The organism is Bradyrhizobium sp. P2_E8 (genome assembly GCF_056403875.1).
Genome location: NZ_JBFUES010000035.1, coordinates 1 through 17,041 on the forward strand (window position 1 = coordinate 1; position 17,041 = coordinate 17,041).

The 17,041-nt window shown below is 64.7% G+C and carries 16 protein-coding genes; 3 read left to right on the forward strand and 13 right to left on the reverse strand.

Annotated features, from left to right (window positions below):
* The coding region (locus tag AC1D00_RS03585) for a zinc-binding dehydrogenase (RefSeq protein WP_477009690.1) at positions 1-664 on the forward strand (664 nt) is incomplete at its 5' end.
* Between the two features lie 144 nt (positions 665-808).
* Here the strand turns inward: AC1D00_RS03585 and AC1D00_RS03590 are convergent.
* The 9 genes from AC1D00_RS03590 to AC1D00_RS03630 all read right to left on the reverse strand — a co-directional run bounded on the left by AC1D00_RS03590 (position 809) and on the right by AC1D00_RS03630 (position 10,205).
* Positions 809-1,162: a nuclear transport factor 2 family protein gene (locus tag AC1D00_RS03590; protein ID WP_477009691.1), complete on the reverse strand. Its 354-nt coding sequence runs from the start codon at positions 1,160-1,162 to the stop codon at positions 809-811.
* Between the two features lie 156 nt (positions 1,163-1,318).
* Positions 1,319-2,791, reverse strand: a complete 1,473-nt coding sequence (locus AC1D00_RS03595; RefSeq protein ID WP_477009692.1) for an amidase — start codon at positions 2,789-2,791, stop codon at positions 1,319-1,321.
* 248 nt (positions 2,792-3,039) lie between these two features.
* The gene (gene mbfA / locus AC1D00_RS03600; RefSeq protein WP_477009693.1) at positions 3,040-4,011 is read right to left on the reverse strand and encodes an iron exporter MbfA; all 972 of its coding nucleotides are present in this window, start codon (positions 4,009-4,011) and stop codon (positions 3,040-3,042) included.
* 87 nt (positions 4,012-4,098) lie between these two features.
* Complete coding sequence (locus AC1D00_RS03605) at positions 4,099-5,241, reverse strand: alpha/beta hydrolase (RefSeq protein WP_477009694.1); 1,143 nt, start codon at positions 5,239-5,241, stop codon at positions 4,099-4,101.
* A 147-nt stretch (positions 5,242-5,388) separates the two neighbouring features.
* Complete coding sequence (locus tag AC1D00_RS03610) at positions 5,389-6,258, reverse strand: MBL fold metallo-hydrolase (protein WP_477009695.1); 870 nt, start codon at positions 6,256-6,258, stop codon at positions 5,389-5,391.
* A 17-nt stretch (positions 6,259-6,275) separates the two neighbouring features.
* Positions 6,276-7,466: a serine hydrolase domain-containing protein gene (locus AC1D00_RS03615; protein ID WP_477009696.1), complete on the reverse strand. Its 1,191-nt coding sequence runs from the start codon at positions 7,464-7,466 to the stop codon at positions 6,276-6,278.
* A gap of 26 nt (positions 7,467-7,492) precedes the next feature.
* Complete coding sequence (locus AC1D00_RS03620; protein ID WP_135175567.1) at positions 7,493-8,104, reverse strand: glutathione S-transferase family protein; 612 nt, start codon at positions 8,102-8,104, stop codon at positions 7,493-7,495.
* 184 nt (positions 8,105-8,288) lie between these two features.
* Complete coding sequence (locus tag AC1D00_RS03625; RefSeq protein WP_477009697.1) at positions 8,289-9,131, reverse strand: fumarylacetoacetate hydrolase family protein; 843 nt, start codon at positions 9,129-9,131, stop codon at positions 8,289-8,291.
* Positions 9,132-9,356: 225 nt separating this feature from the next.
* Positions 9,357-10,205, reverse strand: a complete 849-nt coding sequence (locus tag AC1D00_RS03630) for an MBL fold metallo-hydrolase (protein WP_477009698.1) — start codon at positions 10,203-10,205, stop codon at positions 9,357-9,359.
* A 243-nt stretch (positions 10,206-10,448) separates the two neighbouring features.
* Here AC1D00_RS03630 and AC1D00_RS03635 point away from each other — a divergent pair, with 243 nt between their 5' ends.
* Positions 10,449-10,880, forward strand: a complete 432-nt coding sequence (locus AC1D00_RS03635; RefSeq protein ID WP_027543391.1) for a DUF3775 domain-containing protein — start codon at positions 10,449-10,451, stop codon at positions 10,878-10,880.
* Positions 10,881-10,972: 92 nt separating this feature from the next.
* Here AC1D00_RS03635 and AC1D00_RS03640 read toward each other — a convergent pair whose 3' ends face one another.
* Entirely contained in the window at positions 10,973-11,755 is a 783-nt protein-coding gene (locus AC1D00_RS03640; RefSeq protein ID WP_477009699.1) for an SDR family oxidoreductase, read from the reverse strand.
* Positions 11,756-11,883: 128 nt separating this feature from the next.
* Positions 11,884-12,396: a CvpA family protein gene (locus AC1D00_RS03645; protein ID WP_404552480.1), complete on the reverse strand. Its 513-nt coding sequence runs from the start codon at positions 12,394-12,396 to the stop codon at positions 11,884-11,886.
* A 120-nt stretch (positions 12,397-12,516) separates the two neighbouring features.
* Here AC1D00_RS03645 and AC1D00_RS03650 point away from each other — a divergent pair, with 120 nt between their 5' ends.
* On the forward strand, positions 12,517-13,278 hold the full coding sequence (locus AC1D00_RS03650; RefSeq protein WP_477009700.1) for an SDR family NAD(P)-dependent oxidoreductase: 762 nt from the start codon (positions 12,517-12,519) through the stop codon (positions 13,276-13,278).
* 168 nt (positions 13,279-13,446) lie between these two features.
* On the opposite strand, the gene AC1D00_RS03655 is transcribed toward AC1D00_RS03650, so the two are convergent.
* Together AC1D00_RS03655 and AC1D00_RS03660 are read right to left on the reverse strand one after the other, a co-directional pair.
* Positions 13,447-15,045 (reverse strand): GMC family oxidoreductase, encoded by a 1,599-nt coding sequence (locus AC1D00_RS03655; protein WP_477009701.1) that lies wholly within the window; start codon positions 15,043-15,045, stop codon positions 13,447-13,449.
* Between the two features lie 143 nt (positions 15,046-15,188).
* Positions 15,189-16,682, reverse strand: coding sequence for a coniferyl aldehyde dehydrogenase (locus tag AC1D00_RS03660; protein WP_477009702.1), 1,494 nt, complete (start codon positions 16,680-16,682; stop codon positions 15,189-15,191).
* Positions 16,683-17,041 lie beyond the last annotated feature (359 nt).

Sequence of the window (17,041 nt, forward strand, 5' to 3'; positions counted from 1 at the left end):
CGAGAACGCGATCGTCAAAATCCGGAAGGAGATGCCGCTCGATCTCGCCGCGCTGATCGGCTGCGGCGTCATCACCGGCTATGGCGCAGTGGTGAATACGGCGAAGGTGACGGCGGGCGAGACCGTTGCGGTGATCGGCTGCGGCGGCGTCGGCATGGCCGCGATCAACGGCGCGCAGATCGCCGGCGCCGGCCGCATCATCGCCATCGACACCAACCCGGCCAAGCTGCAGCTCGCGACCAAGCTGGGCGCGACCGACATCATCAATCCCGCCGACGGCGACGTGGTGAAGCAGGTCCGCGATCTCACCAATGGCGGCGTGCATCATTCCTTCGAGGTGCTCGGCCGCAAGGAAACCGCGGAGCAGGCGTTTGGCATGCTCGCCTCCGGCGGCACCGCCACTATCGTCGGCATGATCCCGTTCGGCCAGAAGATCGAGCTGCACGGCTTCGACTTCCTGCGCGAACGCAAGATCCAGGGCTCGTCCATGGGTTCGAACCATTTCCGCGTCGACATGCCGCGCCTGGTCGATTTCTATTTGCGTGGCCGGCTGCACCTGGAGGACTGGATCTCGGCCAAGCTGAAGCTGTCGGAAATCAACGAGGGCTTTGCCAACATGAAGGCGGGCAAGACGCTGCGAAGCGTGATCGTGTTTGATAGCTAGCGCTGGCGGCGCCCCGAAACAGGTGTCATCGCCCGGCTCGACCGCGCGATCCAGTATTCCGCGGCGGGAGTTGAATGAACGAACTGCTGCCGCGGCGTACTGGATGCCCCGCCTTCGCGGGGCATGACAGTCCGTAGCCCGGCCTCATCGCGACACGTGCGCCGACACCGCGAGCCATCTGCCGTTCTTCTTCGACCAGCAATCGGTGTAGCGGCCCGTCGCCTGCTGGCCGTCTGCCGTGGTGTAGCTTGTCGCCGCGTGGATGATGGCGAAGTCGCCCATGATGCGGATGATGACGTCCTGCTCCCTGAGGTTCCGGATCGCGATCGGCCGTGCCGTCTGTTCCAGGAAAGCGGCGCGATCGACCAGCGTCTTGTCGGGATTGGAGCAATAGAACTCCGGCGCCAGGATCTGGTCGAACCGCTTGACGTCGCAGTTCTGAACGGAGGTGACGTAGTCGCGGTTGAGCGCGGTGAGCTCTTCCATGTCCTGGCTCATGACGTCCTCTCCCTTGTCATTCCGGAGCGCGCGTTGCGCGAAGCTCGACGTTATTTTGCTCCGTCATTGCGAGGAGCCCTTGCGAAGAAGCAATCCAGAATTTCTCCGCGGATACAGTCTGGATTGCTTCGCTTCGCTCGCAATGACGGGCGAAAGCTAATCATCGAACAATGGCGGCGGTGTGAAGCCGCCGAATTCGCGCTCGATCAGTTCGGCGAGCTTCAAGGGCGTGCGGTCCTCGAGGAAGGGGCCGACGATCTGGACGCCGACCGGCAGGCCGTCCTTCGACAGACCGAGCGGAACGGCCGTTGCCGGCAGGCCCGGAAGCGTCGCAATGCCCGGCCATGCGAGCTGGTCGGAATAAGGATAGTCCGTGCCATCGATGTCGATTCTTCGCAGGCGCTGCTCCGGCGAATGATCATGCGGAAAGGCCGGCGTCGGCATGATCGGGCAGATCACCGCGTCGAAGGTCTTGAACAGCGCGCGCCATTGCGCGCGCAGGACGGCGCGGGCGCCGGCGTCGAACACCCAGGCCCGGTGGCTTGCAATAATGCCGCGCAGTCGCTCCGCGCCGAGGCTCCGGTCTTCCGGCGACAGTTGACTCGCTCCGGCTTGCGCATCCGCCAGCTCGTCGGGCAGGAAGAACGCGCCGAGGAAGCTCAACAGCATGCGCATGTAAAGCCGCGACGTCTCCGCGAAGTCCGGAAGCAGCGTGCTCTCGCGCGCGACCGTCACGCCGGCCTTCGTGAGGTCGGTGGCGAGCTTGTCGATCGCGCCGCGCACGTCCCGGTCAGTCGGCAGCAGCGGATGGCTCTCGATCACCAGGACACGAAAATCGCGCAGCGACTGATGCCGCGCAACGGGCAAATCGAGTTTGTAGGCGACGCCGGCATCGAGCGGATCCGGTCCGGCCATGACGTCGAGCAGCAAGGAAAGATCCGCTGCCGTGCGCGCCATCGGACCGATGACGGCGAGGTCGCCTTCGCGCGGAATGGCCGGAAACGGCGGCGGAGTCTCGCCGCGCGCTGCGCAGAGATTGATGGTCGGCTTGTGAGCGAAGATGCCGCAATGAAATGCCGGCACACGCAGGGAGCCGCCGATGTCGGAGCCGGTGGCGAGCGCGCAATAGCCCGCGGCGAGGGCTGCCGAAGATCCCCCGGACGATCCACCCGGCGTGCGGCCGAGATCATAGGGGTTGTTCGTGGTGCCGTAGATGTCGTTGTAGCTCTGCCAGTCGCCGAGGCCTACCGGGACGTTGGTCTTGCCGAGGATCACGCCGCCGGCCTGCTTGATGCGCACCACCGCTAGCGCGTCTTCGACAGGCTTGAAATCCTTCTGCGGAACGAAGCCCCAGGTCGTCGGCAGGCCGGCGATGTTGAAGGATTCCTTGATCGTCAAGGGCAGGCCGAGCAGCGGCTTGCGCTCGCCGCGCGCCAATCCGGCGTCCGCCTCGCGCGCCGCAACGAGTGCGCGATCGAAATCGCGCACGCAGACCGCGTTGATCTTGCCGTCGTGCCGTTCGATGCGGTCGATCGCGTCCCGCGTGAGCTCGACCGCGGAGACCTTCTTCGTGGTCAATGCGGCCGACAGCTCGACCGCGCTCTTGAAACTCCATTCCGATTTGGCCACGGCGCTTCTCCCGCTCTGGTTGTTGGAGGATGATGCGCAGTTTGGCCGAACGCTGCAACCGTTGTTTGATCGCGATTGATATGTGGATGAGGCTCGTCGGGCAGTGCCAAAAGGTCGGTGTCATCGCCCGGCTTGACCGGGCGATCCAGTACTCCAAAGGCCCGCGTTTGAGAGCTCGATCTCGCCATATCCGCTGCGGCGTACTGGATCGCCCGCCTTCGCGGGCGATGACAGCGAGTGTGAGGTCGTTACGCCGCCCCGATCAAAATCCCCACCGCCAGCACGATGGCGCCGCCGAGCACGATCTGGAACACGGCCTGGAGGAACGGCGTGTCCATGTAGCGCGAGCGGATGAAGGCGATTGCCCATAGCTCGAAGAACACCACGACTCCGGCGATCGCCGTTGCGATCCAGAACGCGTTGGCCCAGCTGTCGGGCACGAGATAGGGCGCGGTGTGGCCGAGCCCGCCGAGCGTCGTCATCAGGCCGCAGGTGAGACCGCGCAGCCACGGCGAGCCGCGCCCCGTGAGCGAGCCGTCGTCGGACAGCGCTTCCGCAAATCCCATGCTGATGCCGGCGCCGATCGAGGCGGCGAGGCCCACCAGAAACGTCTGCCAGTTCTGGTGGGTGGCAAACGCGGCGGCAAACAGCGGCGCCAGCGTCGAGACCGATCCGTCCATCAGGCCGGCAAGGCCCGGCTGCACATATTGCAGCACGAACATGCGGCGGTTGGTGCGATCTTCCTCTGCGCGCACATCCGGGCTGAGGATCTGGTCCGCCAGCTTTGCGGCCATCTCTTCGTGGCCCTTCTCGGCTTCGGCGAGATCGCCGAGCAAGCGGCGCACGCCGACATCCTGCGCCTGTTCGGCGGCCTTCACGTAAAAGCGCTCGGCTTGCATTTCCATGGTCTCGACTTCCCTGCGGATGGTGTCGAGCGACAGGTTCTTGGTGAGCCAGACCGGGCGGCGGCGCAGGAAGCCTTTGACGTCCTCGCGGCGGATGGGCGGCAGGTGCGGACCGAAACGCTGTTCGTACGTCTCCAGCAGCATGTGGCGATGTCCGCGCTCTTCCTCGGCCATCTGCTCGAAGATCTTGGCTGAGTCCGGGTAACGCTCCCTCAGATCCTCGGCGAAGGTCATGTAGATGCGGCTGTCCTCCTCCTCGGAGGAGATCGCGACCGCAAGCACCTCGCGCTCGGTCAGATCGGCAAAATTCTTCACGACGGCMCTGTCCCACTAATTTAGAATAGTTCTAAACTATATAGGCCGCCGTGGTTCCCGGGTCAAATCAACCGGCGCGGGCCTTATTCAGTAAGTCTTGGCGAGGAAGTCGAGCAGCAAGCGGCTCACCTCGGCCGGCTGCTCCTGCTGCACCCAATGGCCGGCACCGTCGACGAGATGGCAGCCGAGCATCCTGGTGCACGCACTCTTCTGCATCGCCTCGAATACGCCGGGGCGCTGATAGGTGCCCCAATCCTGTTTGCCCGAGATGAAGCAGGAGGGAACGTCGATGCTGCGGCCGGCAAACAGCTGCAACTCGTTGTTGAAAGCGGCCGAGGTGCCGCAGCGATACCATTGCAGCCCGCCCTGGAAACCGGTGCGGCCATATTCGGCGCTGTAGTACGCGAGTTCGTTGTCCGGCAGCCATTGATTGGCGGCGATCGCTGCCGGCGAAGGCATCTCCTTGGCGACCGTCTCGGCCATGGTCTCGTTCAGATCCATCACATAATAGGTCGGCAGCTTTGCCAGCTCACCTGCCGACCACGAATTGAGCGGATAGGGCTTGTTGTCGGTCCAGTCCGCGCTCTTGTGATGGTAATAGGCGCGCAGAAAATCATGCACGCCTTGCGGTGCGTGATGCATGTCGGCGTTGGCGGTGCGCGTCGARTAGTACCATTGATAGTGGATTCGCGGACGCGGCAGGGCCGCGAGCTCGCGATGCACGGGATCTTCGGCCAAAACCTGCGCCGGCGCGTCGACCGTGCCAAACGGCAGCGGCGGTGGTCCGCCGAACGGCGCGCTCATCATCACGACCGAGCGGAATATGTCGGGCCGGATCAGCGCGCACCAGGATGCGACCGGGCTGCCGAAATCATGTCCGACCAGATCGACCTGCCTGTAGCCGAACGCCGACACCAGACCCAGCGCGTCGCGCACCAGGTTGAACAGACGGAATGGCGCGAGGTCGCCGTCGTAATCCGCGGTCCATCCGGTGGTGCGGCCATAGCCGCGCTGGTCCGGCGCGATCACGTGATAGCCGGCGGCAGCGAGCGCCGGCATCACCTTGCGCCAGGAGAAGRCAAGCTCGGGAAAGCCGTGCAGCAGCAGGATGCAGGGGCGGCCCTTGGTCTCGAAGCCGGCCTCCAGCACATGCATGCGCAAGCCGTTGATGCCGTCGACATAGCGCGAGCGGATGCCGGCGGGCAGGGGGACGTCGGGGAGCGCTGTCATCGTTTCCTCCACTTGGGTGGAATCGTAGGGTGGGTTAGCCGAAGGCGTAACCCACCTCTTCTGTCTCTGCGGTACTTAAAGAGGTGGGTTACGCTCAGCGACTGCGCTTTGCGCAGCTGCAGAGCTAACCCACCCTACGGCATCTCGTTAAACCGCCGCGCAGACGAACGCGTTGCCCTTGCGCCTGATCTTCCCGACCGACGGGGAGGGGAAATGCGCCGTGCAGCACAGCGTGTCGGTGTCGCAATAGCGTTCCAGGAAGCTGCGGCGCGTCGTTGCGGCCATGGCCGGATCGACGTCGAACTTGATCGACAGTTCCGGATAAAGCGTCTGCAACGGCGAGTGCATGAGATCGCCGGAGAACACGGCATCGTCCTTGCCGCGGCCCATCGTAACAGCGATATGCCCCGGCGTGTGGCCTGGTGTCGGCAGGATGCGGACGTGATCGCCGATCTGGTGGTCGTTGCCGACAAGTTCGTGGCGGTTCGCCTCGACCACCGGCAGCACACTGTCGACGAAGGGCGGGATCTCCGTCTTCGCGTTCTGAGCCGACCAATGGTCGAACTCCTGCTTGGCGAACACGTAGCGCGCCTTGGGGAAGGTCGGCACCCAGCGGCCGTTCTCGAGCCGCGTGTTCCAGCCGACGTGATCGACGTGGAGATGCGTGCACATCACGAAGTCGATGTCGTCAGGCGAGAATCCGGCGGCGCCCAGCGCGCGCAGATAGGTGTCGTCGGTCTTCATGTTCCATTTCGGCCGCTGCGGCCGCGGCTTGTCGTTGCCGATGCAGCTGTCGATCAGGATGGTGTGGTGCGGTGTCTTCACCACATAGGACTGGAAGCACAGCAGCAGCACATCCTGCTCATCCAGCGCCTTGGCTTGCCGCATCCATGCCCGGTTCTCGGCCAGCACCTCCGGTGTCAGTCCCGGCAGCATCTCGAGTGCCGGGACGAACGAGGTTTCCTGCTCGATGACGCGATGGATGTTGAGATCGCCGACTGAAAATTTCAGGCTCATGTTCGCTTCCCTCGTGATCAGTGCGCGTCGCGCACGGATGGAATGACGATATTGGAGAGGATGTCGATCGCGGCCAGGCCTTCCTTGGGCTGGCCGTATTGCGCGGCGGTCGTCATCATGACGAGATCAAGCTCGGGCACGATGAAGATGCGCTGGCCACCCCAGCCGAAGGCGGCAACCCATTTGATTTCCTTGCCGCCGGCAAGCGAGCGGCCCATCCACCATTGATAGCCGTAGAACAGCGTGCCGCCGAAATAGCCGATCGCCTGGAACCGCGGTGTGATCGATTGTGCGATCCAGTCGGCCGAGACGATTTGCTGGCCGTTCCACTGGCCGCGATTGAGCACGAGCTGGCCGATCTTCGCCGCATCACGCGGTCGCAAGCGCAGGCCCGCGGCCGCCGCGATCTTGCCGTTCTTGTAGGCCTTCCACTCGACATCGGTGATCCCAAGCGGCTGGAACAGCACCTCGCGCGCGAATGCCTCCAGCGGCTTGCCCAAGACGCGTTCGAGGATGTTGCCGAGCAGTTCAGTCCCGCCGCCATTATAGGTCCACAGTGTATCCGGCGGCGCGGCGACCGGCTTTGCGAGCACATAGCCGATCGGATCGGCTTCAAAGGTGAGATGCGGCTCGTCGTTGTTCGGATCGGTCCAGGCCCGCGCCTCGTCCCATTTCATCCCCGAGGACATCGTCAGCAGATGGCGCAGCGTGATGGCCTCCCAGCCCGCCTGCTTCACCGTCTGATGGTCCGGGAAGAATTTGAGCACGGGCTCGTCGACCCCTGCGATGAGCTTGCGATCGATCGCGATGCCGACGAGCAGCGAAACGACGCTCTTCGAAGCCGAACGCATGTCGTGCTTCGTCGTCGCGGTGAACTCGTGCTGGCCGTCCGGCTGTCCCCAGGGTTGGTCGTAGCCGGGAAAATACTGCTCGAAGACGAGCTTGCCGTGGCGTGCGACGACGACCGAATGGACCTTGGTCGCACGCTGCTCGAGCCTCGCGGCGATGCCGCAGAGCTGCGCGCCGTCCATGCCGACACTGTCGGGTGACGCAGTGGTCCAGCCGTCGTCGATCGACGATGGCGATCCGCAGGCGAGGTTTCGCGGTCCAGGCGCCACGCCGTCGGCCTGCACGGGAGCKGCTGAGACGGTCAACGCGAGCACGAGGCTCGCGCCGAGAATGCCGAGGTGGGGGAAACGGTCGCGCATCGTCCCTTCTCCCCGCCGGCCACGTGCTACGCCGCTGGCGGCACCGAGATCTTCACCGACGGCCGCTCCAGCATCTTCTGATGGAAGGCGTCGAGCTTCGGATAGGCCTTGCGCCAGCCGCAATCGGCGAAGCGGAAGTCGGCATAGCCGAGCACGCAGACGAGGCCGATCTGCGAGATGTCGAACGGACCGTTCAGGACATCGGGCATGTTCTCGAAACGCGCCATGCCGGTCCAGGCCCGGTTCCAGTGGTCGTCCGACCACGCCTGCCATTGCAGGCCCTGCGGACGCACCATCTTCTCGTAGCGGCACAGCAGCATCGAATCGAGCATGCCGTTGATCAGGGAGTGATTGGTCTTGGCCTTCCAGCGCCGCGGGCCGTAATCCGGGATCAGGCTGCCACCGGCCATCTCGTTGAGATATTCGACGATGACGTAGGAATCCAGGATCACGTCGCCGTCATTGGTGATCAGCACCGGCAGCTTCTTCAGCGGCGTGATGCGCGAATAGTCCTCGTTGGCCGTGCCCGGCGCGACGGTTGCAGGCGTCAGTTCGATCTTGTCGATCAGCCCAAGCTCGATCGCGGCGATGCGCACCTTGCGGGCGAAGGGCGATGCGGCGGAGAAGGAGAGTTTCATCGGAGATAACCTCTATCCAGACACACGGTCCTCATCCTGAGGGGCGCGCGCCCTGGCGCGCGTCTCGAAGGATAGGCAACGAGGGAAGGTCTCTCGTCACCCGGCGCGAACGCCGGGCGACGGTGCTTGTGGCGCATCCTTCGAGACGCGCGCGTTGCGCGCTCCTCAGGATGAGGGCGGAGGCTTACGCCGCAATAATCTCCTGCCGCTGCTCGCCGAGGCCTTCGATGCCGAGCGACACGACGTCGCCGACATTGAGGAAGGTCGGCGGCTTCATGCCGAGGCCGACGCCGGGCGGGGTGCCCGTGGTGATGATGTCGCCCGGCAGCAGCGTCATGAACTGCGAGACATAGGAGATGCACTTGGCCATGGAGAAGATCATGGTCTTGGTCGAGCCGGTCTGGCGGCGCTGGCCGTTGACGTCGAGCCACATCGACAGGTTCTGCACGTCCTTGATCTCGTCCTTGGTGGCGAGCCACGGGCCGACCGGGCCGAACGTGTCGTGCGACTTGCCCTTGGTCCACTGCCCCAGGCGCTCGGTCTGGAAGTTGCGCTCGGAGACGTCGTTGCAGACGCAATAGCCGGCCACGTAGTTCAGCGCATCGGCTTCCGAGACGTACTTGGCGCGGGAGCCGATGATCGCGGCGATCTCGACTTCCCAGTCGAGCTTGGTCGAGCCGCGCGGCTTCTCGACCGCGTCGTTCGGGCCGGAGAGCGAGGTGTTCGCCTTCATGAAGATGATCGGCTCGCTCGGGATCGCAGCGCCGGTTTCCTTGGCGTGGTCGCTGTAGTTGAGGCCGATGGCGACGAATTTCGAGATGCCGGTGACCGGCGCGCCGAACCGCGGCTTGCCGGAGACGGCGGGCAGCGCGGCGGGGTCGAGCGCGGCGAGCTTCTTCAGGCTTTCCGGCGAATAGGCCTCGCCGGTCAGGTCCTTCACATGCGCCGACAGGTCGCGCAACTGGCCGGATTTGTCGATCAGGCCGGGTTTTTCCGCACCCTTTTCGCCATAACGAACAAGCTTCATTCTCGTTTCTCCCTGGAGATGGACCGATCGGTTAAACAGCTTCATGGAACAGGGCGGCGGGAAATTCAACCGCTCAAAACGGGGCGCATTGCAGCCCCTCGCTCGTAGGGTGGGTTAGCACGCGGCTGCGCGAAGCGCAGTCCGGGCGTAACCCACCTCTTCTGTTTCCGAGGGGATAGACCGTGGTGGGTTACGCCTTCGGCTAACCCACCCTACGATTGCGTCTCACCCCAGCGCCACGAACCTGAACGCGTCCCCATCCCGCCTGATGTGTCCGGCCGAGTAATGCCCGCCGATCACCAGCGTCGGGGTGTCGGCAAAGCGCGAGAACACCTTGTGCCGGGTCGCCGCCGATTGGGCGGGATCGGTATCGACGACCGAGCACCAATCGAGATGCGCCATCTGGCAGGGATGATGGGCGACGTCGCCGGTGAGCAGCCCCTGTTCACCGCCGGACTCGATCAGGACGCTCATGTGACCGGGGCTGTGGCCGGGGGTCGGGATCACGCTGATCTCGTCGGACAGCCGGTGGTCGCTCGGGATCAGCTCGGCCTGGCCCGCATCGACGACCGGTTTCACGGAATCGTCGAACACCGCGACCTTGTCCGGTTCGGTCGAATGGTCGCGCCAATACTCATATTCGGTCCTGCCGAACACATAGCGCGCCTTCGGGAAGGTCGGCACCCATTTGCCGTCGACCAGTTTCGTATTCCAGCCGACATGGTCGACGTGAAGATGCGTGCACAGCACGGTGTCGATGCTGTCAGGGGCAAATCCCGCTGCCGTCATGGTCTCCAGAAACGGCGTGCTGCGGTTATTCCAGACCGGGACGCCGCGGCCCTGCTTGTCGTTGCCGAGACCGGTGTCGACCACGATGCGGCGCGTCGGCGTCTCCACCACCAGCGCGTGGATCGACATTTTCAGCCGGCCCTCGTCGGTGGCGAAATGCGGGATCAGCCAGGGCAGCTTCCGGATTTCATCGTTGGTCGCGGCCGGCAGGATGAAGCGGGTCGAGCCGACTGTCTCCATCTCGACGAGCTTCGTAATCCTGACCTTGCCCACCTTCCACGACATCCGGCGTGTCCCCATGTTCTTGCTTTGCGCCTCGCTGTCATTCCGGGGCGATGCGCAAGCATCGAACCCGGAATCTCGAGATCGTTGCGTGAGAGTCCGGGTTCGCGACTACGTCGCGCCCCGGAATGACGAGAGAGGACGCTTTGCGCCGAAACATGCGGGTTTCCGCCATGAAGCGCAATGGATCATCTGATGGCGCGCCGCGTTATCGCTGGAACCCAGGACAAGCCGGAGGGAAAGACGATGCCAGAGCTTGCAATTTCCGCCGAGAAGGTCGCTTTCATCATCGAGAAGGCCCGCGAATTCGACGTCAAGGAAGCTGCATCCGATCCGGACTCGGGCTCGAACCCCTCCGACGATGACGAGATCGACGTTCTGGAAGACACGACGTCCGATCCGGTCGCAAGCGAGTTGATCGGCTTCATCGGGGCGCTGAACGAGGACGAGCAGCTCGACCTCGTGACGCTGATGTGGCTCGGCCGCGGCGACGGCTCCGTCGACGAGTGGGACGACCTGCGCGCCCGCGCTGCCGAGGCCCGCGCCGAATACAAGGCGCCCCGGCGCGAGGCGGTGCAGTATCTCTTGGGCGAGCCGATGCTGGGCGATCTCCTCGCCGACGGCATGGACGAGCTGGGCATCGACTGGACCGACGAGCGGACCACGCCGGTATCCTAGAGCTGAAGATCTACACGAGGTCGTCATGCCCGGGACAAGCCCAGGCATGACGGTCTTCTGCGGATGACGTTGCTGCGGACGCGATGTTGAGCTTACAGCGTGCCCGGGAACGCGCCGCCGTCGAGCAGAATGTTCTGCCCGGTGATGAAGCCGGCCTTGGCGCCGCACAGGAAGGCGCAGGCATAGCCGAACTCGTCGGGTTGGCCGAAGCGGCCGGCGGGGTTGAGCTTGGCGCGCTCGGTCAGGATCTGCTCGGGCGTCGTGCCGCGCTTGTCGGCCTYGGCCTTGGCGGTGCCGGTCAGGCGATCGGTCTCGAACGGGCCCGGCAGCAGGCCGTTGATGGTGACGTTGTTGATCACGGTCTTGCGCGACAGGCCGGCGATGAAGCCGGTGAGGCCGGCGCGCGCGCCGTTGGAGAGGCCGAGGATGTCGATCGGCGCCTTCACCGCGGCCGAGGTGATGTTGACGATGCGGCCGAACTTGCGCGCCATCATGCCGTCGACGGTCGCCTTGATCAGCTCGATCGGGGTCAGCATGTTGGCGTCGATCGCCTTGATCCAGTCGTCGCGGGTCCAGTTGCGGAAATCGCCGGGCGGCGGGCCGCCGGCATTGTTGATCAGGATGTCGGGCTCCGGGCAGGCCTTCAGCACCGCCTCGCGGCCCGCCGGTGTCGTGATGTCGCCGACGATCTCGGTGACCTTCACACCCGGATAGGCTTTGCGGATGTCGTCGGCCGTCTTCTTCAGGGCTTCGGCGCCGCGCGCGGTCAGTGTGACGTCAACGCCGGCTTCCGCCAGCGAGATGGCGCAGGCGCGGCCGAGGCCCTTGCTGGATGCGCAGACGATGGCGCGGCGACCTTTGATCCCAAGATCCACAGTTTCACTCCCGTAATGTCAGGCAGGTTTTGGACGGGCGGCACTTTAGCCAACTGTAGTGCCGCTGGTAAGGGACGGGCTCGCACCTAAATGCATGCACGCCCGCGCGGCGATGCAAATGCGCCGGATCAGATGCGCCGTTCCTGCTTGAGGCGGTCGATCGCGGCGGCGGCCTCCGGCGGCAGCGACTTGAAGCCCATCTGCCCGACCGTCGAGAACAGCGGCCGCAGATGCGAGCCGGCGAGGAAGGGCGGCTGGCGCTTGGCCGGCACGATCTGGTCGAACACCAGCACCAGCGTGGTGGCGACGAGGCCGACCCTGACGGCGCCGAGCGCGGCGCCGCCGAGGCGGTCGCCGATCCCGGCTTCGCGTATCGTGTCGTTCAGCGCCAGGCGGCCGATATACCCAAGCAGCATGCCGACGACCACGAAGATGCCGAAGAACCAGATCCAGTTTTGCAGCAGCGGCGCGTTCGGATTGCTCGCGACTTGCGGCACGATCAGCGGCATCAGTGCGACCGCGATGGGGGCGGCGAGCAGATAGGCGAGGATGGTCATGGCGCTGCGCAGCAGGCCAGTCCTGAATCCGAAGCCGATGGCGATGGCGAGCGCCGCATAGACGGCGAGATCGAAACTGTTCATGAGCAAGGCCCTGCTTCGGTGGAACGAATGAACGCCGAACCAATCATTCCGGTTTCAGATCGCTAAAATCGTCTGTATTTTTGGCTCCAGAAGCTCAGGGGTACGCCCAAGGACATCGTCATGTCAGGCCTATTCGACGTCAGTAAAGAAACCATCCTCGTCACCGGTGCCAGCCAGGGGCTGGGGCGACAGTTTGCCCGGGTGCTGGCGGCGCACGGCGCGGCCGTCGCGCTCGCGGCACGGCAGACCGACAAGTTGAAGAATCTGGAACAGGAGATCCGCGGCAACGGCGGCCGCGCCGCCGCCGTCGCGCTCGACGTCACCGACACCGCATCCATCGCGAAGGCCGTCGATGCGGCGGAAGCGGCGCTCGGTCCCGTCACGGTGCTGATCAACAATGCCGGCATCGCGATCGAGAAGCTCGCGACCGAGCAGACCGAGGCCGATTGGGACGCCGTGATCGGCGCCAATCTCAAGGGCGCCTATTTCCTCGCGACCGAAGTCGCGCGGCGCATGATCGCCCGCAAGCAGGACGGCAACATCGTCAACATCGCCTCCGTGCTCGGCGCCGGCGTGCTGAAGGCGGTCTCGCCCTACGCGATCTCCAAGGCCGGTATCATCCAGGCGATGAAAGCGATGGCGCTCGAGCTCGCGGGGCAGAACATCCGCATCAACGCGCTGGCGCCCGGCTATATCGACACCGAGATGAACCACGCGTTCTGGTCGACGCCGGCGGGCGAGCGTTTGGCAAAACGCATCCCCCAGCGCCGCGTCGGCGCCGAGTCCGATCTCGACGGTGCAATCCTGCTGCTGGCCTCGAAGGCCTCGCGCTACATGACGGGGAGCGTGGTGACCGTGGATGGCGGGTTCTTGTTGAATTGATCGCCGCCGTCGTCCCGGGGCGCGCGTAGCGCGAGCCCGGGACCCATAACCCCAGGGAGGAATTTGACGAAGACTCGGAGTTACTATCTCGCTCCCAAACTCCTCCCCGTGGTTATGGGTCCCCGCCTTCGCGGGGACGACGGCGGAGAATGACGCGATAGCGTCGCGCTACCTCGCCCGCATCTCCCCCCGGATCATATCCGCCGCCTTCTCCCCGATCATGATCGTCGGCGCGTTGGTATTGCCGCCGATCAGCGTCGGCATGATCGAGGCATCGACGACGCGCAAGGCCTCGACGCCGTGTACCTTCAACTGCGGATCGACCACCGCCATCGCGTCCGTGCCCATCTTGCAGGTGCCGACGGGGTGATAGACGGTGTCGACGCGATTGCGCAGGATGGCGCGGATGTCGTCGTCCGTTCTCACATCGGACGTGAACATGTCCTTTTTCTGCAACGCGCGCATCGCAGGTGTCTCCATCAGCCGTCGCGTGGTCTTGAAGCCCGCGACCATCGTCTCGAGATCCTCCGCCTCGCCCAAGAAGTTCGGATCGATCATGGGGGCGGCGAGCGGATCGGCGCTCTTCAGCCAGACGCTGCCGCGGCTCTTCGGTCTGAGCAGGCAGACATGGCATGAGAAGCCCGCTTCCTTATGCTTCTTGCGGCCGTGGTCGTCGAGCATCGCGATGATGAAGTGCAGTTGAATGTCGGGCACGTCGAGATGGGCCTGCGTCTTCAGAAAGCCGCCACACTCGGCGAAATTGGTGGTCATCAGGCCGCGTCGCTCGCGGCGGTACCGCTGGATCGCACGCAGCAGGGATGGCAGCCGGCCGAGTGACGAGTGAACGAAGTGCGGATAGTCGGAGGCGTAGACGAACACGAAATCCGGATGGTCCTGCAGATTGCGCCCAACGCCCGGCAAATGATGCGCGACGCCGATGCCGTGCGCGGCAAGCGCATCGCCGTCGCCGACGCCCGACAGCAACAGCAATTGCGGTGACTGGAAGGCGCCGCCGGCGAGGATCACCTCGCGGCGGGCGCGCAGCTGCTTCAGCTCCTTGCCCTGCCGGTACTCGACGCCCACTGCGCGCCTGCCTTCGAACAAGATGCGCGTGGCATGCGCCTGCGTCTCGACGCGCAGATTCGCCCGCTTGCCGATGTGGGGATCCACATAGGCGCGCGCCGCGCTCCAGCGCTCGCCACCGTGCTGCGTCACCTGGTAGCTGCCGAGCCCTTCATGGTCCTCGGCATTGAAGTCCTCGCGGATGCGGAACTGCGCTTCGCGCGCGGCCTGATGGAAGACGTCATGGATCGGATTGTCCGAGCGTAGCTTGTTGACATGCAGCGGGCCGCCCTTGCCATGATATTCGCCGTCGAAATCGGCGTTGTTCTCCGAGCGCTTGAAGTAGGGCAGCACATCCGCATACGACCAGCCGGAATTGCCGAGCGCGGCCCAGTGGTCGTAGTCCCATTTGTTGCCGCGGATGTAGACCATCGCGTTGATCGCCGAAGAACCGCCGAGGCCCTTGCCGCGCGGTTGATAGCCGATGCGGCCGTTCAATCCCTTCTGCGGCACAGTATCGAACGCCCAGTTGGCCGCGCGGTATGGCAAAGCGAGCCCGAATGGCGTGGTGATCCGCCAACTGTCGTTCCGTCCGCCCGCATCGAGCAGCGCCACGGATGTCGCCGCATCCTCCGACAGCCGCCCCGCAACGGTGCAGCCGCCGGAGCCCGCGCCCACGACGACGAAATCGAATGTCTCAGTCAATGTTGTTTCCCCCTTGAGAGTCTTCTTGTTGGTCGTCATTCCGGGGCGCGACGAAGTCGCGAGCCCGGAATCCATCCCACCACCATTGATGCGGACAAATGGATTCCGGGCTCGCGCTGCGCGCGCCCCGGAATGACGGATAGCTACGACATGAACCGCATCAACTTCTCCAGCCGCGCGATCTTGCCGCCATAGGGCGGGTAGAGGTCGGCGAGGCGGTTGAATTTCGAGCGGTAGAACACCGGCTTCAGCTTGCTGAACGCCTTGAAGCCCCATTCGCCGTGATAGGCGCCGGTGCCGGATGCGCCGACGCCGCCCATCGGCTGGTTGATTTGCGCAAAGTGGAACAGGCAGTCGTTGACGGTGACGCCGCCGGAGACGGTGCGCGACAGCACCGCGTCGCGCGCGTCGCGGTCCTTGCCGAACCAGTAGAGCGCGAGCGGCCGGTCGCGGCGGTTGACGAAGGCGATGGCGTCAGCCGGCTCGCGGTAGCCCAGCACGGGCAGCACCGGGCCAAAGATCTCCTCCTGCATCGCCGCCATGTCTTCGCCGGCACCGAGGATCAGCGTCGGCGGGAATTTGCGGTGTGCCTTCCAGTTGGGATCATCAGGCTTTGCCGGCTGCAGGATCTTTGCGCCGCGCTCTACGGCATCCGCGACGAGACCTTCGAGCCGCGCATAATGCCGGTCGGAGATGACGGAGGTGTAGTCCTTGTTGGCGGGATCGGTGCCGAACATGCGCCGCATCTGCGCGCGCACCTTCTCGGCGAAGGCCTGCAACGAGTGCTCCGGCACCAGCACGTAATCCGGCGCGATGCAGGTTTGTCCGGCATTGAGCAGCTTGCCGTAGGCGATGCGCTCGGCCGCCTCCTCGAGATCGGCGGATTGATCGATGATCGCTGGCGACTTGCCGCCGAGTTCGAGCGTGACAGGCGTGAGATTCCGCCCCGCGGCCTCCGCGACCAGCCGCCCGACCCGGGTCGAGCCGGTGAACACCAGATGATCGAACGGCAGGCTCGGAAAGGCCTTGGCGATCTCGTCCTCGACGCCGGTGATCAGCACTTCTGTGGCATCGAACTTCGCGGCCACAGTCTCCTTCAGCAGCGCCGAGAAGTGCGGGACCAGCTCGCTCGGCTTGATGATGACCAGGTTGCCGGCGGCGAGCGCGCCGATCGCCGGTGCGAGCGTCAGCTGGAGCGGATAATTCCAGGGCGCGATGATGCCGACGACGCCGAGCGGCTGCGGAATCAGCCGGTTGCGCGCGGGCAGGAATTGCAGCGCGGTGGCGACGCGCTGCGGCACCATCCAGCTCTTCAGGTGTTTTGTGGCATGCCGGATCTCGCTGTAGACCATCATGGTCTCGGCGATGGTGGTCTCGACCGCCGAGCGGTGGCCGAAATCGGCCGAGATCGCCTGCCGGAAGCGCTCTTCATTGTCCGCGACGACGGCGCGCAGCCGCGCCAGCCGGTCGAGCCGCTCGGCCAGATCAGCGGCCGGCTCGGCCCGCGACCGCGCGACCATGGCGTGGAAGGCGTCTTCGAGGCCCCGGAGCGGGGCGCTCGTCAGGGATCGGTCCAGAGATCGGTCCAAGGATCGGTCCAAGGATCGGTCGAAGATCTGGTCCCTGATCTGGCCCATGGCGCTCCTCCCCAAAATGGCGTTTCGCCCCTGGTTTTGTTGCCGCAAGCTGGCCCTTTGTGGAACTTCTGGCAAGGGCGCGGCTGGCGGGCCGAAATCCGGTCCATCCACCTGTCATAAAGTCGAAAAAAACGTCCCCGCAGCCCTTTCCAAAGGCAGCCCGGGTTGGTACATACCCCCCGCACCCAACGGGCTTTGCCCCGGGGTTGCCTTCCAAGGAAGCCTTTGGGACGGAAGAGAAAAGCCACGCGAACAGCGTCGGCCTAACCTCATCGTCCCCGGCATTTCGACGAAGGCGCGCAAGTGTTTAACGCGGGGTGGAGCAGCCCGGTAGCTCGTCAGGCTCATAACCTGAAGGT

Coding starts and splice junctions, on each gene's coding strand:
- AC1D00_RS03590 (WP_477009691.1), bottom strand. CDS start 1,162: ATGAGCCAGGACATGGAAGAGCTCACCGCGCTCAACCGCGACTACGTC.
- AC1D00_RS03610 (WP_477009695.1), bottom strand. CDS start 6,258: ATGAGCCTGAAATTTTCAGTCGGCGATCTCAACATCCATCGCGTCATC.
- AC1D00_RS03620 (WP_135175567.1), bottom strand. CDS start 8,104: ATGAAACTCTCCTTCTCCGCCGCATCGCCCTTCGCCCGCAAGGTGCGC.
- AC1D00_RS03625 (WP_477009697.1), bottom strand. CDS start 9,131: ATGAAGCTTGTTCGTTATGGCGAAAAGGGTGCGGAAAAACCCGGCCTG.
- AC1D00_RS03630 (WP_477009698.1), bottom strand. CDS start 10,205: ATGTCGTGGAAGGTGGGCAAGGTCAGGATTACGAAGCTCGTCGAGATG.
- AC1D00_RS03635 (WP_027543391.1), top strand. CDS start 10,449: ATGCCAGAGCTTGCAATTTCCGCCGAGAAGGTCGCTTTCATCATCGAG.
- AC1D00_RS03645 (WP_404552480.1), bottom strand. CDS start 12,396: ATGAACAGTTTCGATCTCGCCGTCTATGCGGCGCTCGCCATCGCCATC.
- AC1D00_RS03650 (WP_477009700.1), top strand. CDS start 12,517: ATGTCAGGCCTATTCGACGTCAGTAAAGAAACCATCCTCGTCACCGGT.
- AC1D00_RS03660 (WP_477009702.1), bottom strand. CDS start 16,682: ATGGGCCAGATCAGGGACCAGATCTTCGACCGATCCTTGGACCGATCC.